Origin of the sequence: Aureimonas altamirensis, from assembly GCF_023702225.1 — a bacterium.
Taxonomy (GTDB): Bacteria; Pseudomonadota; Alphaproteobacteria; order Rhizobiales; family Rhizobiaceae; genus Aureimonas; species Aureimonas altamirensis_B.
Genome location: NZ_JAMQCO010000002.1, coordinates 245,563 through 259,898, shown reverse-complemented (window position 1 = coordinate 259,898; position 14,336 = coordinate 245,563). Strand labels below are relative to the sequence as shown.

Annotated in this window: 12 protein-coding genes; 4 read left to right on the top strand and 8 right to left on the bottom strand. The window is 65.7% G+C overall.

All coding sequences use genetic code 11. The annotated features are described in order from the left end of the window. Positions 1 to 13 precede the first annotated feature (13 nt). Positions 14 to 1,174, bottom strand: a complete 1,161-nt coding sequence (locus tag NDN16_RS03940; protein ID WP_251112316.1) for an aminotransferase class I/II-fold pyridoxal phosphate-dependent enzyme — start codon at positions 1,172 to 1,174, stop codon at positions 14 to 16. 215 nt (positions 1,175 to 1,389) lie between these two features. Here NDN16_RS03940 and NDN16_RS03935 point away from each other — a divergent pair, with 215 nt between their 5' ends. Beyond that, positions 1,390 to 2,088: an aspartate/glutamate racemase family protein gene (locus NDN16_RS03935; protein ID WP_251112315.1), complete on the top strand. Its 699-nt coding sequence runs from the start codon at positions 1,390 to 1,392 to the stop codon at positions 2,086 to 2,088. On the opposite strand, the gene mazG is transcribed toward NDN16_RS03935, so the two are convergent. Together mazG and NDN16_RS03925 are read right to left on the bottom strand one after the other, a co-directional pair. Then, the gene (gene mazG, locus NDN16_RS03930; protein ID WP_251112314.1) at positions 2,085 to 2,942 is read right to left on the bottom strand and encodes a nucleoside triphosphate pyrophosphohydrolase; all 858 of its coding nucleotides are present in this window, start codon (positions 2,940 to 2,942) and stop codon (positions 2,085 to 2,087) included. The two genes, NDN16_RS03935 and mazG, sit on opposite strands and share 4 nt — an antisense overlap. A 27-nt stretch (positions 2,943 to 2,969) precedes the next feature. Beyond that, a complete protein-coding gene (locus tag NDN16_RS03925; RefSeq protein WP_251112313.1) occupies positions 2,970 to 3,674 on the bottom strand; it encodes an SDR family oxidoreductase in 705 nt (234 codons plus the stop codon). A 168-nt stretch (positions 3,675 to 3,842) separates the two neighbouring features. On the opposite strand from NDN16_RS03925, the gene NDN16_RS03920 reads away from it, so the two are divergent. Next, complete coding sequence (locus tag NDN16_RS03920; RefSeq protein ID WP_251112312.1) at positions 3,843 to 4,604, top strand: glutaredoxin; 762 nt, start codon at positions 3,843 to 3,845, stop codon at positions 4,602 to 4,604. A 94-nt stretch (positions 4,605 to 4,698) separates the two neighbouring features. Further along, positions 4,699 to 6,393 carry an ATP-binding protein gene (locus NDN16_RS03915; protein WP_251112311.1) on the top strand — a complete coding sequence of 565 codons (1,695 nt, stop codon included), beginning with the start codon at positions 4,699 to 4,701 and terminating at the stop codon, positions 6,391 to 6,393. A gap of 7 nt (positions 6,394 to 6,400) precedes the next feature. Here NDN16_RS03915 and NDN16_RS03910 read toward each other — a convergent pair whose 3' ends face one another. Genes NDN16_RS03910 through NDN16_RS03890 form a run of 5 tightly spaced genes read right to left on the bottom strand, consistent with a single transcriptional unit; the run spans position 6,401 to position 13,326 of the window. Continuing rightward, a complete protein-coding gene (locus tag NDN16_RS03910; protein WP_251112310.1) occupies positions 6,401 to 8,392 on the bottom strand; it encodes a CocE/NonD family hydrolase in 1,992 nt (663 codons plus the stop codon). Positions 8,393 to 8,422: 30 nt separating this feature from the next. Next, entirely contained in the window at positions 8,423 to 10,042 is a 1,620-nt protein-coding gene (locus tag NDN16_RS03905; RefSeq protein WP_251112309.1) for an ABC transporter ATP-binding protein, read from the bottom strand. Next, positions 10,035 to 10,859 carry an ABC transporter permease gene (locus NDN16_RS03900; protein WP_251112308.1) on the bottom strand — a complete coding sequence of 275 codons (825 nt, stop codon included), beginning with the start codon at positions 10,857 to 10,859 and terminating at the stop codon, positions 10,035 to 10,037. The genes NDN16_RS03905 and NDN16_RS03900 overlap by 8 nt, the downstream gene beginning before the upstream one ends. Beyond that, positions 10,856 to 11,803 carry an ABC transporter permease gene (locus NDN16_RS03895; protein ID WP_251112307.1) on the bottom strand — a complete coding sequence of 316 codons (948 nt, stop codon included), beginning with the start codon at positions 11,801 to 11,803 and terminating at the stop codon, positions 10,856 to 10,858. The genes NDN16_RS03900 and NDN16_RS03895 overlap by 4 nt, the downstream gene beginning before the upstream one ends. After that, on the bottom strand, positions 11,803 to 13,326 hold the full coding sequence (locus NDN16_RS03890) for an ABC transporter substrate-binding protein (protein WP_435301057.1): 1,524 nt from the start codon (positions 13,324 to 13,326) through the stop codon (positions 11,803 to 11,805). Before NDN16_RS03890 ends, NDN16_RS03895 begins: the two co-directional genes overlap by 1 nt. Positions 13,327 to 13,540: 214 nt before the next feature. On the opposite strand from NDN16_RS03890, the gene NDN16_RS03885 reads away from it, so the two are divergent. Continuing rightward, positions 13,541 to 14,329 (top strand): helix-turn-helix domain-containing protein, encoded by a 789-nt coding sequence (locus NDN16_RS03885; protein ID WP_251112306.1) that lies wholly within the window; start codon positions 13,541 to 13,543, stop codon positions 14,327 to 14,329. Positions 14,330 to 14,336 lie beyond the last annotated feature (7 nt).

Below are 14,336 nucleotides of genomic sequence, written 5' to 3'. Positions count from 1 at the left end.
ATTGGGCTTCCTCCTAGGAATGAACCGCCGTGCGCGGCGCAAGGGCATGGCAGGCGGCGACGATGGCGTGCGACCCGGCTTCCACTGCCTCCATGGAGGCCGCGAAGGACAGGCGCAGATACGGGGAAAGGCCGTAGGCCGATCCGTCCAGGACCGCAACCTTGGCGTGTTCCAGCAGGTACAGCGACACGTCGACATCGCTTTCGAGCGTCTTTCCGGCCGGCGTCGTCCTGCCAATCAGGTCGGCGACGGACACATAAAGATAGAAGGCCCCGCGCGGGATGGAAAAGCGAAGGCCCGGCGCATCCGAAAGAATTTGCGTCATGCGGTCCCGCCGGAGGCGGTACACGTTGCATGCTTCGCCGACGCAGGCCTGGTCCCCCTCGAGTGCCGCCACGGCGGCAGCCTGGCTGACGGAACTTGCGCAGGTGGTGCTTTGGCTCAGCATCTTGACCATCACGTCCACCAGAGCCTGCGGGCCGACTGCATAGCCGACACGCCAACCCGTCATGGCATACGCCTTGGAAACGCCGTTGATGATGAGGCTGCGGGCGAACAGGTCGGGCGCCACCTCGATCAGGCCCGGCGCCCGGGCGGCATCGTAACAGAGATGCTCGTAGATCTCGTCGGTCATCACCCACACATGCTCGTTCCGGCGCAATATCTCGGCGATGGCGGAAAGCTCGCCCTGCGTATAGACCGCGCCCGAGGGGTTGTTGGGCGAGTTCAGGACGAGCCAGCGGGTGCGCGGCGTGATCGCCGCTTCCAGCGCCTGGGGCGTCAGCTTGAAGGAAACGTCAGCATCGCACCCGACGACGACCGGCACCCCATCGTGGAGCCGCGCGAGGTCCGGGTAGGAAACCCAGTAGGGTGCAGGCACGATGATCTCGTCCCCGGCGTTCAGGGTTGCAGCGAACGCCTCGAAGATCAGCTGCTTCGCGCCGCAGCCGACCGCGACGTTGGATGCGCTGCAGGGGATGCCGCGCTGCGTGGCGTAGAGATTGGCCACGGCGCGACGAAGCGCCGGCGTGCCTGCCGAGGCCGTGTAATGGGTGTCGCCGGCCTTCATGGCGGCAAGGGCCGCATCGATGATGTGATCGGGAGTGGGCAGGTCGGGCTCGCCGATGGTCAGGTCGATGATGGCGTGACCATCGGCCTGCAGTTTAGCAACCATCGCTTTCGCTGCGATGCTCGCCGAAGGTTTCAGACGGGCAGCACGATCTGCGATTGTGAGTACCATTGATGGAATCCTGGCGCTTATCCAAATGTGCGAAGGATCGTAAAATTGGCGATTAGCCAAAAAAAGCGATTAATTGCGATTGTTGAAAATCTCTTTTAAGAATGTGATGGGGCGTTGCAGGCAGCGAAATCGCAGCTATTGTGTGGGCCATGAAGATGATCGGTCTTATCGGGGGCATGAGCTGGGAAAGCTCGGCTGAATATTATCGCCTGCTCAACCGAGGCGTTCGCGCCAGCCGAGGCCCGACCGCGTCGGCCCGCTGCATCCTTTGGTCGTTCGACTTCGCGGAGATCGAGAGGCGCCAGCATGCCGGGGACTGGGAGGGGCTCGCCGATCTTTTGGTCGATGCCGCAGGGCGGCTCGACCGGGCCGGCGCGGATGTGATCGCCATCTGCACCAACACGATGCACCGGCTTGCCCCGCAGGTGGAGGCGGCCGTGCCGGGCAAGCTCATCCACATCGCGGACCCTACGGGGCAACGTATTGCAGACGCCGGATATACCAGGGTCGGCCTCCTCGGAACCGCCTTCACCATGGAGCAGGAATTCTACAAAGGCAGGCTCGCCGACAAATACGGGCTGGATGTCGTCGTCCCCGATGCGCAGGACCGGGCCACGGTGCATCGCATCATCTATGAGGAACTGGTGGCCGGCATCGTCGACGATGAATCCCGCTCGGCCTATCGCGCAGTCATCGCGCGCCTCGTGGATGCTGGCGCGCAGGCGATCATACTGGGCTGCACGGAAATCATGTTGCTTGTGGGGCCGGGCGACAGCTCCGTACCGGTGTTCGATACGACCGCAATCCACGTCGAAGCTCTTGTCGATGCGGCGTTGAAGCCAGACTAGGGCCCTTTGGTCTTCGCCTCCTGCCAAAGCGCCTCCATCTCTTCCAGGGTCGCCGCTTGTCCTTCCTTTGAGGGAAAACCACCAACACCCTGTTCCACATAAGAGAACCGTTTTTTGAACTTGGCGGTCGTCCGGCGCAGCGCGGCATCCGGATCGATGCCGGTGGCGCGGGCCAGGTTGACGACGCTGAACAGGATGTCGCCGAGCTCGTCTTCCTGCGCCGCCGGATCGGCGACTGCCGCCGCCTCCTCGAATTCGGCGATCTCTTCCCGGATCTTGTCGATTATGGGCTCCGGCTCTTTCCAATCGAAACCGACGGTTGCGGCCTTTTGCTGAACTTTCAGGGCAAGGGCTAGGGCGGGCAGAGCGCCCGGTACGCCATCGAGAAGGCCGGCGACCTCCGGAACGGGCCTCGGCGCCCATTCTCCACCGGACAGCGTATCGTTGCGTGCGGCCCGGCGCGCGGCGCGCAGCGCCTTCTCCTCGGCCTTGATGCGGTTCCATTGGCCCTTTGCGCTGCCCGCCGAACGCGCTTCGGCATCTCCGAAGACGTGCGGGTGGCGCCGGATCATCTTGGCTGTGATGCCTTCGACCACGTCGCCGAAGGCGAACAGGCCCTCTTCCTCCGCCAGTTGGCAGTAATAGACGACCTGCAGGAGCAGGTCGCCGAGCTCTTCGCACAAATCCTCGGCGTCGCGCCGCTCTATGGCGTCGACGACCTCGAAGGTTTCTTCCACCGTGTATGGAACGATGGAATCGAAGCTCTGCTCCAGGTCCCATGGACAGCCCGTTTCGGGCGTGCGCAATGCGCGCATGATGTCCACGAGCCTGTCGATATCGCGTGAAGCCTGCATGGAAGGTGCCGATCCTGGAAAAGGCGATCAGACGGCGCGGGTGATGCCGCCGTCGACCCGGATGTTCTGCCCGGTTATGTAGCCGCCGCCCGGCGACACGAGGAACGAGATGGTGGCGGCAACCTCTTCGGCCCGGCCATACCGGCCCATGGGAATGCGCTCGCGGAATTCCGCCTTCTCGGCCAGGCTGTCGATGAAGCCGGGAAGCACGTTGTTCATCCGCACATTGTCCGCGGCATACCGGTCTGCGAACAGCTTCGCGTAGGAGGCGAGCCCGGCGCGGAAGACGCCGGATGTCGGGAAGACGGGGTCGGGCTCGAAGGCCGCGAAGGTGGAGATGTTGACGATGGCGCCGCCTTTCTGACGCACCATGATCGGGGCGACGAGCCGGGCGGAGCGCACGACATTCATGAGGTAGACGTCGAGGCCCCGGTGCCAGTCCTCGTCGCTCAGGTCCAGGATCGGCGCGCGCGGCCCGTGTCCGGCGCTGTTTACCAGCGCGTCGATGCGGCCCCAACGCTCCATCGTACCATCGACGAGCCTCTTGAGATCGTCGTTCGACTGGTTGGAGCCGGTGACGCCGAAGCCGCCCAACTCTTCCGCCAGGGCCGCGCCACGACCGGAAGACGACAGTATGGCAAGCTTGAATCCGTCCTCGGCGAGGCGGCGGGCGGCCGCTTCCCCCATGCCGCTGCCGGCTGCGGTGACGATGGCGACGCGATGATGTGTCATGCGGACAGGCCTTCCCGTAAACTGTCCTTGGGTTTTTAGGGTCGCGCACGCTCCGGCTCAAGCGCAAATAAACTGGCGACGGCGGACTTGACCTTCCAACCATGGGAAGCTCCATCTGACGGGGCAGAGATCGGGCACTGCGCCCGCAAGGCATCTGGAGTTGCGGATATGACGACGGCCACAAGCGCAAGCAAAGCGGTTCTGTATCGCATGGTCACGCCGGACCATGTCTGTCCGTTCGGCCTCAAGGCGCTGGACCTCCTGCAGCGAAAAGGTTTCGAGGTAGAGGACCACAAGCTGGTCAACCGGGCCGAAACGGATGCGTTCAAAGAGCAGCACGACGTGAAGACCACTCCGCAGACCTTCATCGATGGTCGGCGCGTGGGTGGTTACGATGACCTGCGGCGGCATTTCGGCCTTGCCGTCGTGGACAAGAAAGCCCTGACCTACAAGCCGGTCATCGCCATCTTCGCCATGGCCGCGCTGATGGCGCTGGCGACGAGCTGGGCGGCATTCGGCTCTCTCGCCACCATCGCGGCCGGCGAATGGTTCATCGCGATCTCCATGTGTCTTCTGGCCGTGCAGAAGTTGCGGGATGTCGAGGGCTTCTCCAACATGTTTCTGGGCTACGACCTTCTGGCGCGGCGGTACGTTCCCTACGCTTATGTCTATCCGTTCGCGGAGGGTCTCGCCGGCGTCCTGATGATCGCCGGGGCCCTGATGTGGCTGTCCATTCCCGTGGCCCTGTTTATCGGCACGATCGGCGCGGTGTCCGTCTACAAGGCCGTCTATATCGACAAGCGCGAGTTGAAATGCGCCTGTGTCGGCGGCGACAGCAACGTGCCGCTCGGCTTCGTGTCGCTGACCGAGAATGTCATGATGGTGGCGATGGCGTTGTGGATGCTGTTCAAGCCGTGGCTTCTCGCTTGACGAAGTTCGACGCTCACGTGGTTGCACCTTTCGGTTGAACGCGGTTCGTGCAAGTAGTTCTTGGCCGATCCATGCCGCGACACAAGGCGACCGCGTGAGCGAGACAGACTTCCAGCCCCGCGACGGGGCGATCGAACCGGACGCCGAACTGGCGCTGATCGACGCGCTGGCTCAGGCCCAGGCGCGATATCGCGCCCTGTTCGAAGCCATCGACGATGGTTTCTGCATCATCGAGTTCGTCGATGGGCCCCACGGACCGCTCAGCGACTATATCCATGTCGAGGCCAATTCCGGCTATGGCCGCCATACCGGCATTCCCGACATCGTGGGAAAGTCGGTGTATGACGTGGCCCCGGACGAGGGGGCCGAATGGGTGGCCCTTTACGGCGGCGTGCTGCGGACCGGCCAGCCGATCCGCTTCGAGCGTCGCTTTGCGGAAGTGGGGCGCCACATCGAGGTCTCCGCTTCACGCGTGGAACCGGCGAGCCTCAACCAGGTATCCGTCCTTTTCCGGGATATCACCGACCGCAAGAAGGCCGAGGCCGCCCTTCTGGCCAGCGAGGAACTGGCCCGGGATCTGGCCGAGACGCTGGAGCAGCGCGTGGCGCAGCAGACCGCCCATCTGATGACGACGGAAGAGGCGTTGCGCCAGTCGCAGAAGATGGAGGCAGTGGGACAACTGACCGGCGGCATCGCGCATGATTTCAACAATCTCCTGGCGGCGATATCCGGTTCCCTCGACATGATGCAAACCCGCATCCGGCAGGGCCGCACGGACGACATCGCCCGCTACATGTCGGGCGCGCAGTCCGCGGCCCGCCGCGCCGCAGCGCTGACGCATCGCCTGCTGGCCTTTTCCCGCCGGCAGACGCTGGACCCGCAGCCAACCGACGTGAACCGGCTGGTCGCCGACATGCAGGATCTGATCCAGCGCACCGTCGGCCCGGCGATCGGCCTGGAAACGCGCCAGCACGACGCTCTCTGGGCGACGCTGGTGGACGCGAACCAGCTCGAAAACGCCTTGTTGAACCTTTGCATCAACGCGCGCGACGCGATGCCCGATGGCGGGCTCATCACCATCGAGACGCGCAACCAGAGCGTGGACGAAGCGGCGGCGCGCGAGCTGTCCCTGCCGGTGGGCGACTATGTAACCATGTGCGTCACCGATACCGGCACGGGCATGACGCCGGAGGTTATCGCCAAGGCGTTCGAGCCGTTCTTCACAACCAAGCCGCTCGGCGTCGGCACCGGCCTCGGCCTGTCGATGATCTATGGCTTCGCGCGCCAGTCGGGCGGGCAGGTGCGTATCACATCCGAGCCGGGCCGCGGGACGGCCGTATGCCTGCATCTGCCGCGCAGCGATACGCCTGCCGTTCAGGCCACCCCCGCGCAAGGCGAGGTCGCCGCCGTTTCAGGGGCAGGGCGCACCGTCCTCGTCGTCGACGACGAGACGCTCGTGCGCATGCTTCTGGTGGATGCCGTCACCGAGATCGGGTTTTCCGGATTGGAAGCCGGCGACGGCGCGCAGGCGCTGGAAATCCTGTCTTCCGATGCGTCCATCGACCTTCTGGTTACGGATGTCGGCCTGCCCGGCGGCATGAACGGGCGGCAGTTGGCCGATGCGGCCCGGGCCCTGAGGCCCGGTCTGAAGATCCTGTTCGTCACGGGATATGCCGAAACCGCCGTACAGGGAGACGGCGACCGCCTGCCGCCGGGGATGCAGGTCATCACCAAGCCATTCGACATCGCGGCGCTGTCCATGCGGATCCGCGACATGATCGAAGGCTGAGCGCCCGCTACATCAGATCGCGGGCGATGCGGCGCGAAAAGGCCTTCTCGAAGATCGGTTCGCCGTCTTCATAGGCGCGCACCCGCGCTTCCACGACCCATTCCGTCGGCGTGCACGAGAGGGTGGCGGTACACCGGGTGCGGGTTTCCCAACCCTCCCTGCCGATCACGCATGTCCAGTCGGACGTACCCCTGGCCGAAAGCGGATCGCCATCGACGACGGACCAGACTTCGTCGCGGATATCGCGCGAGGCGAGCCCGTTGCCGGGATGGCGCGAGAGGCCGGTATCCTCGAAGATCCGGTAGCGCGTCGTACCGCTCATCAGGTCGCGCTCGACGCTGCGGCGCGTGGCTCCGCCCTCCAGCGCATCGTAGGTCGGCAGCGGGTCGGGATTTGCGGGTTCCGGAACGGATATCCGCTCATGCGCGCCGAGTTGCGGCAACCGGAGGACGAGCGAAGACAAGTCGATGGTCAGCGTGGCGTCGTATGGCGGCGGAAGGATCAGCGGCCAGTAGGCGCTGGACAGCGACAGGCGCAACCTGTGGCCGGGCGCCAGGCGGTAGCCGCAGGCGTCGAGCATCATGTCGATGGCGGTGGGCGCGCCGGGGGTCATCGCCTCCGGAGCTTCGTTGCCGTTGCGATGGGCCAGGTTGAGGACACCGTAGGTGATACGGGTCGCGGTGCCGTCGGGGTGCACATCCACCAGCCGGGCGCACAGATTGGCCTGCGGCGCGTCGCTGGACAGGGTCAGCGACAGCGCCGGCATGCCCAGCAACACCATCTCGTCGGACAAGGGGTCGGTCTCGAAGGTGAGGGAGCCTGCATCGTCGATGCGCTGGTCGCCGGCCATCTCCGCGTCGGGCTTGAGGGTAAACCATTCGCCGGCGGCCGTGCCGGTGGCCAACGGCGAGCGCAGCCGGGTGCAGCCGGACGCCGAGGACGGCCCGTCATGCAGCCTGCCGGCGGCGTCGAGCGCGAAGCTGGGCAGGACATTCGGGGCGCCGTCCACGACTGCGACCCAGTAGCCGGGCTCCACCTCGCGGCGCAGCGCCGGGCGGGGTCCGTCCTGTATGAACGCGCGCAGGCGCGGCGTCGTTTCCGCTGCGTTCGGCTCGTCCCGCAGCCAGCGGTTCCACCATGCGATCGCCTCGGCATGGAAATCGGCGCGCGGCCGCGGCCACGCGAAATGCGGATATTTGTGCACCCACGGGCCGATCAGCGCCCAGGCCTTGTCGGGCATGCCCGCCAAGGCCTTCATCGGGGTGTTGCGGTAGCCGTCCGCCCAGCCGGCGATGACGAGGGCCGGCACGCGGAAGTTGGCGAAATCCTCTCCGATGGAGCCGTGCTTCCAGAAATCGTCGCGGCGCTGGTGCGCCAGCCACTCTTCCATGAAGAACGGCTCGCCTTCCAGGCGCTCCAGCCACATGGCGCGCCATGCATCGCCGACGATCGCGCGGTCGGGCGAGCGCGACTGATAGGCCAGCATGGTCGCGGCCCAGGACAATTGGGCCGACAGGTGCGTGCCGTTCTTGTAGTGGATGTCGTCATTGTAGCGATCGACGGTCGATGCGATGGAGATCACCGCCTTCAGCGCCGGCGGCTTGAGGGCGGCGACCTGCAGGCAGTTGAAGCCGCCCCAGGAAATGCCCATCATGCCGACGCTGCCGTTGGACCATGGTTGCGCGGCGATCCAGGCGATCACCTCGCAGGCGTCCGACAACTCGCGTTCCGTATATTCGCCGTCGATCACCCCATCGGACTCGCCCGATCCGCGAATATCCACGCGCACGCCGGCAATGCCGGCGGCGGCGAAGACGGGGTAGGTGGATTCGTCGCGCGGGGCGGTGCCGTTGCGCTTGCGGTAGGGCAGAAACTCGAGAACGGCCGGCACGCCGCCGCGGGATGTTTCGTCGGGCATGAAGATACGGGCCGCCAGTCGCGTGCCGTCCTTCAGCGTGATCCACTCGTTCTCGATGACGGTATGGTTCATGTCTTTCATGTCGTATGCCTGCACTTCTGTCGATCGGGTTCAGCCGGCCTTGCGTGCGGCGATGGCTTCGTCGAGCCAGCCGGCGCGCGTTTCGGGCACGGATTTCATGAGCAGTTCGGTATAGGCGTCGAAGGGCGGCTCCAGCGCCTGCGAGCGGGGCCCGAAGCGCACCAGCCTTCCGCGATGCATCACCGCCACGGCATCGGCGATGGCGCGCACCGTGGCGATGTCGTGCGTGATGAAGAGATACGAGGTTTGCCGCTCCTTCTGGACGCGGTCCAGGAGCCGCAGGATGCCGGCCGCGACCAACGGGTCCAGCGCCGAGGTCGGCTCGTCGCAGACGATGAGATCCGGCTCGGCGGCAAGGGCGCGTGCGATGGCCACCCTTTGCTTCTGGCCGCCGGAAAGCTCGGCGGGGTAACGCGCCGCAAGCGCGTGCGGCAGCTCGATCTCGTCGAGAAGCGATGCAACGCGAGCGCGCCGCGCCTGCCCCCGCAACCCATGATAGAAGGTCAGCGGGCGGCCTATCGCCTCCGCCACCGTATGGCGCGGGTTCAACGCCGTATCCGCCATCTGGTAGATCATCTGGATCCGCCGCCGGTCGGACGTGGAGCGGCCGGCGAGGGCCGGGGACAGGGTTGCCCCGTCAAAGCCGATACTGCCAGCCGATGGCGGAAGAAGACCGGTGATCACCCGTGCCAGCGTGGACTTTCCGGAACCGCTTTCCCCCACCACGGCCACCGTCTGCCCACGCGGGACATGCAGGCTGACGCCGTCCAGGACCTTGCCGCCGCTTCCGTACCGGGCATCCACCCCTTCCACCGTCAGGAGGCGGTCGCCCCGATCCGGCTTTTCCTGGTGCCGATCGTGCCGGACGGACAGAAGCGCTTTCGTATAGTCCCGTTGTGGGGTGTCGACGATGTGCCGGGTGGGGCCCGTCTCCACCAATCGGCCGTTTCGCAGGACCATGATGTCGTCGGCGATCTGCGCCACCACGGCCAGATCGTGCGTGATGTAGAGCGCCGCCGTCCCGGTTTCGCGGATCGCGGCGCGAATGGCCGCAAGCACGTCGATCTGTGTTGTCACGTCCAGCGCGGTCGTCGGCTCGTCGAAGATGACCAGTTCGGGTTCGGCGCATAGCGCCATGGCCGTCATGGCGCGCTGCAACTGGCCGCCCGACACCTGGTGCGGGAAGCGTCGGCCGAAACCGCGCGGGTCGGGCAGGCCCAGAAGGGAGAAGAGTTCCTCGGCCCTCCGGAAGGCTTGTTCCCTCGTCATCCTGCCATGCCGCACCGCGGCCTCCACCACCTGCCCGCCGATGCGATGAGCCGGGTTGAAGGCGGCGGCCGCGGACTGGGCGACGTAGGCGACCCGCGCTCCGCGGATTCTGCGCACGGCTCCGGAGCCGAGGGCAAGGATATCCTCGCCGTCCAGCAGGACCTGTCCGCCGGCCAGCCGAAGCCCGCCGCGCCCATAGGCAAGCGGCGCAAGCCCGATGGTGGATTTGCCGGCGCCGGATTCGCCGATCAGGCCGAGGACGCGCCCCTTCTGCAAGGTGAAGGAGATGTCGTCCACGATGACGGTTTCCTGCGGCTTTCCGTCGGCACCGCGCCCGTCTGCCACGATCCGCAGGTTGCGGACATCGAGAAGGTCAGCCATCGCGGCCCCCTTTCAGCGAGGCGGTGCGGCGCAGGAGCCAGTCCACCACCAGGTTGACGCACACGGCCAGGGTAGCCAGTGCCGCACCGGGCACGAGGGCGGCCGAGACGCCGAAGATGATTCCGTCCTTGTTTTCGCGCACCATGCCGCCCCAGTCCGCGGCCGGTGGCTGGATGCCGAGGCCGAGGAAGGACAGCGTGGACAGGAACAGGACAGCGAAGGCGAAGCGCAGCCCGAACTCGGCCAGAAGCGGCGACAGGCTGTTGGGCAGGATCTCGCGGAACACGATCCACCGGGTGCTTTCGCCCCGCAACCGTGCGGCCTCGACGAAATCCATCACGGCGATATCCATGGCCACGGCTCTCCCGAGGCGGAAGACGCGGGTGGAATCCAGGACGGCCATCACCAGGACCAGGATCCAGATCTTCTGCGGCAATACGGCCAGGACGACCAGCGCGAAGATCAGGGTGGGGATCGCCATCATAAGGTCGTTGAGGCGCGACAGGGCCTGGTCCGTCACGCCGCCGCGCACGGCGGCCGTGAAACTCAGCACGATGCCGAGCGCGAAGGACAGGAGCGTCGCCGCAAGCGCCACCGATATGGTGGTGCGTGCACCATAGACGAGCCGGGACAGGAGGTCGCGTCCCAGGTTGTCCGTGCCGAGCGGGAACGCCCCGCCCATCGGCTCCCAGACGCCGCCGACGATTTCCGTTTCTCCGTAGGGCGCGACAAGCGGCGCGAAGAGGGCGCAGGCCAGTGCCACCGCGATGCCGGCGAGGCCGACCCAGGCGCTGAAGGGGATGTCGCGCGCTTTCATCGCTTATGCCTCAGACGGGGATTGGCGATCATGGCCAGTATGTCCGCCATCATGTTGATGGCGATGTAGATGGCCGCGAAGATGAGGCCGCAGGCCTGCACCACCGGCAGGTCGCGCACGGTGACGGCGTCCACCATGTACTGGCCCATGCCGGGATAGACGAACACCACTTCCACGACGACCACGCCCACCACCAGATAGGCCAGGTTGAGCGCGACGACATTGATGATGGGCGACAGGGCGTTGGGCGCGGCATGCCGCAGGATGATCCGGAATGGGGCAAGCCCCTTCAGTTCGGCGGTCTCGATATAGGGAGACGACATCACGTTCAGGATCGCGGCCCGCGTCATTCGCATCATGTGCGCCAGCACCACGATCACCAGCGTCGCCGCCGGCAGGGCGATCGCGCCGAGCCTGTCGGCCAGCGGCATGCCCGCATAGACGGTGGAGGGAAAGGTCGCGATGCCGAGGTTGACGGCGAAGAACAGGATCAGCAGATAGCCGACGAAGAACTCCGGCAGGGAGATGGCCGCCAGCGAAACGACGTTGATGGCCTTGTCGGCGAACCGGTCGCGGAACAGGACGGCCAGAAGACCGAGCCCGACAGACAGCGGTACGGCGACAAGCGCCGCGATGCCGGCCAGAAACAGCGAGTTGCCCAGCCTGTCGGCGATCTGTGTGCCGACAGGCTGGCCGCTGGCCCAGGAATTGCCAAAATCGCCCTGCGCCGCGCCCGCCAGCCATTGCAGGTATCTCTGCACCGCCGGCTGGTCCAGGCCCAGGTCGCGGCGGATATTCTCCACGGCCTGGGGTGTCGCGGCTTGCCCCAGATAGGTCGTTGCGAAATCCCCCGGCAGCGCCTCGACGCCCCAGAAGATCAGCAGCGAAACGGCGACCAGAAGCAGGAGGCCGAGCGCCAGCCTCCTCAGGATCATGCCTGCCATCACGCTTCCAGCCAGACGCGGCTGGCGATCCGCCCGTTGGAGATGTCGTTGCCGATGTCGTCGACCCAGCCCTTCAGGCTCCTGGACGCGGCGTTGAGATAGTCGTTGAAGACGGGCAGGATCAACCCGCCCTCGTCACGTACCATCACCGCCATGTCGCGATAGAGGGCGCGGCGCTTGTCGGCATCCAGTTCGGCGCGCGCCGCCAGAAGCTTGGCGTCGAAATCCTCTCGCTTGAAGCGGGTATCGTTCCACTCCGCCGTCGACAAATAGGAGGTGGAATAGCGCAGGTCCTGCGTGGGGCGGCCGCCCCAGTAGGAGGCGCAGAAGGGCTGCACGTTCCAGACATTGGTCCAGTAGCCATCGGCCGGCTCGCGGCGCACGTCGAGCGTGATGCCGGCGGCACGGGCGCTTTCCTGAAACAGCACGGCCGCATCGACTGCGCCGGGGAAGGCCGCGTCCGACGTGCGCAGTACGATCGGCCCTTCATGGCCCGACTGTTTGTAATGGAAGGCCGCCTTGTCCGGATCGTAAGCGCGCTGCTCTATCCCTTCCGGCGCCAGCGCGTAGTTGGCGTTGACGGGATAGTCGTTGCCGATTTCCCCGAAGCCCCCGACCGCGCGCTGCAGGATCGCCTCGCGGTCGATGGCGTATTTCAGGGCCAGCCGCAGGTCGTTGTTATCGAAGGGCGCCGTGTCGCAATGCATCAGGAAGCTGTAGAAGCCCTTGCCCGAGGTGCGCAGAATCTCGACATTCGGGGCGCGGCCCAGAAGGTTCACCGTCTTCGGGTCGACCGTGTTGATGAAGTGGACCTGGCCCGAGGACAGCGCGGCCACCCGGGCGGTGGAATCGTTCATGACGATGATTTCGACACTGTCGAGGAAGCCCCGGTCGTTTCGCCAATCGTTCTCGTTCTTCTCGAAGGTGGCGCGCAGACCGGCCTGGTAGTTTGCCAGCTTGTAGGGCCCGGTGCCGATGGCGGCGTTCGGATTGTCGACCCCACCGCGCGGCTGGATCTGAAGGTGATAGTCGGTCAATGTCAACGGCAGGTCGGCATCGCCTTCGCTGAGCGTGACGACCAGCGCGCCGCCCTTGTCCTCTATGCCCGTCACCGCGCCCAGAAGGCCGAGCGCCCCGGACTTGGCGTTCTCGTCGGTGTGGCGCTCGAGCGTCGCGACGACATCCGCCACCGTCAGCGGCGAGCCGTCATGGAAGCTGACGCCTTCGCGGATCTTGAAGGTCCACACCTTGGCGTCGGGCGAAGGCGACCAGCTTTCGGCGAGCGAGGGAACCGGCTCGCCCGTCTTCGGGTCCGACTCGACCAGCGTATCGCCCCAGCAATGGCAGATCACGAAGGCGACGGTGCCGCTGGCCAGCGCCGGGTCGAGGCTGTCCGTGGATGCGCCGCCGGAAAGGCCCATCTTGAAATGGCCGCCCCGTTGCGGCTCCTGCGCCCGTGCGCCGAAGGGGGCCAGGACGGGGCCGAGCATGGCGGCGGTGCCGGCCAGTGCCGCGCGCTGCATCAGGCGGCGGCGGCTGAGCGGGGCGCCCGACAGCGCTCTGCCGTTTCTGAATTTGCCGTCCTGGAAGTCGCCCATGTGCCGTCCTTTCGATGAAGTGCCGTTAAAACACGCGGATAATCGGCTTGCTGAAAACAGATGCAAGTTCGCGACTTGACGCATCCTTACGCTTGTTTACGCTGGTGCACCTGGATTACGCCATGCAGGGAAACGACGCGTGAGCTTCAGCGAAAATCTGCGTGCGGCCTGCGCAACGCGCCGCTCCATTTCCGAACTGTGCCGCGAAGTCGGCATCAACCGGCAGCAGTTCAACCGCTACATCCATGGCGAGACGAAGCCATCGGCGTTCAATCGCCAGCGCATCGCGCAAGCCTTCGGGCTGGAGCCGGGGATGTTCGACCTGTCCGCCGGCGAATTCGCCCGCCTGCTCAAGCGGCCGCAAAGCGGCCGCCACGTCGGTGCGGTGCTTGCCGACGGCTTTCCGGGCGATCTCGAGGCGTTGCGCGACTATTTCGGCTATTACCAGACCTACCACCTGTCCATGTCGTGGCCCGGCAGCATCGTGTGCTCCTGCGCGGTCATGCGGGAGGAGGACGACGGGACCGTCTCGCTGAAGACGCTCGAGCGCATAGAGGATCAGGCGAACGCCATCCGCCAATTGTCGAAATATGTCGGCACGGTCGCCTGGTGGCGCAATCGTATCTTCATCGTGGAGCGCAGCGTCGGCCGCAACCCAATGATCGCCCAGACGACGCTGACGCCTTTCGAGGCCCATCAGCGAACCTATCTTCGCGGAATCACCATGGGGGTCGCCTGGAGACGCGAGAACGTGCCCTACGCTTCGCGCATGATCTTCCGGCATATGGGCGCCCGCGCCGACATAAGGCATCTCGTATCGCGATGCGGCGTGCACGACCCGTCGGACAGGCGCATTCCGGCGCCCGTCCTGCGTTTCCTGGACCCGGCCGATCCGAAGATCGTCAGTATCCCGGACCCGATCGGGTGAGCGTCGC

Excerpts from the sequence above, each read along its gene's own strand:
- NDN16_RS03895 (WP_251112307.1), bottom strand. The coding sequence starts at position 11,803 with ATGGCAGGCATGATCCTGAGGAGGCTGGCGCTCGGCCTCCTGCTTCTG.
- NDN16_RS03940 (WP_251112316.1), bottom strand. The coding sequence starts at position 1,174 with ATGGTTGCTAAACTGCAGGCCGATGGTCACGCCATCATCGACCTGACC.
- NDN16_RS03900 (WP_251112308.1), bottom strand. The coding sequence starts at position 10,859 with ATGAAAGCGCGCGACATCCCCTTCAGCGCCTGGGTCGGCCTCGCCGGC.
- mazG (WP_251112314.1), bottom strand. The coding sequence starts at position 2,942 with ATGCAGGCTTCACGCGATATCGACAGGCTCGTGGACATCATGCGCGCA.
- NDN16_RS03935 (WP_251112315.1), top strand. The coding sequence starts at position 1,390 with ATGAAGATGATCGGTCTTATCGGGGGCATGAGCTGGGAAAGCTCGGCT.
- NDN16_RS03890 (WP_435301057.1), bottom strand. The coding sequence starts at position 13,326 with ATGCAGCGCGCGGCACTGGCCGGCACCGCCGCCATGCTCGGCCCCGTC.
- NDN16_RS03905 (WP_251112309.1), bottom strand. The coding sequence starts at position 10,042 with ATGGCTGACCTTCTCGATGTCCGCAACCTGCGGATCGTGGCAGACGGG.
- NDN16_RS03920 (WP_251112312.1), top strand. The coding sequence starts at position 3,843 with ATGACGACGGCCACAAGCGCAAGCAAAGCGGTTCTGTATCGCATGGTC.
- NDN16_RS03925 (WP_251112313.1), bottom strand. The coding sequence starts at position 3,674 with ATGACACATCATCGCGTCGCCATCGTCACCGCAGCCGGCAGCGGCATG.
- NDN16_RS03910 (WP_251112310.1), bottom strand. The coding sequence starts at position 8,392 with ATGAAAGACATGAACCATACCGTCATCGAGAACGAGTGGATCACGCTG.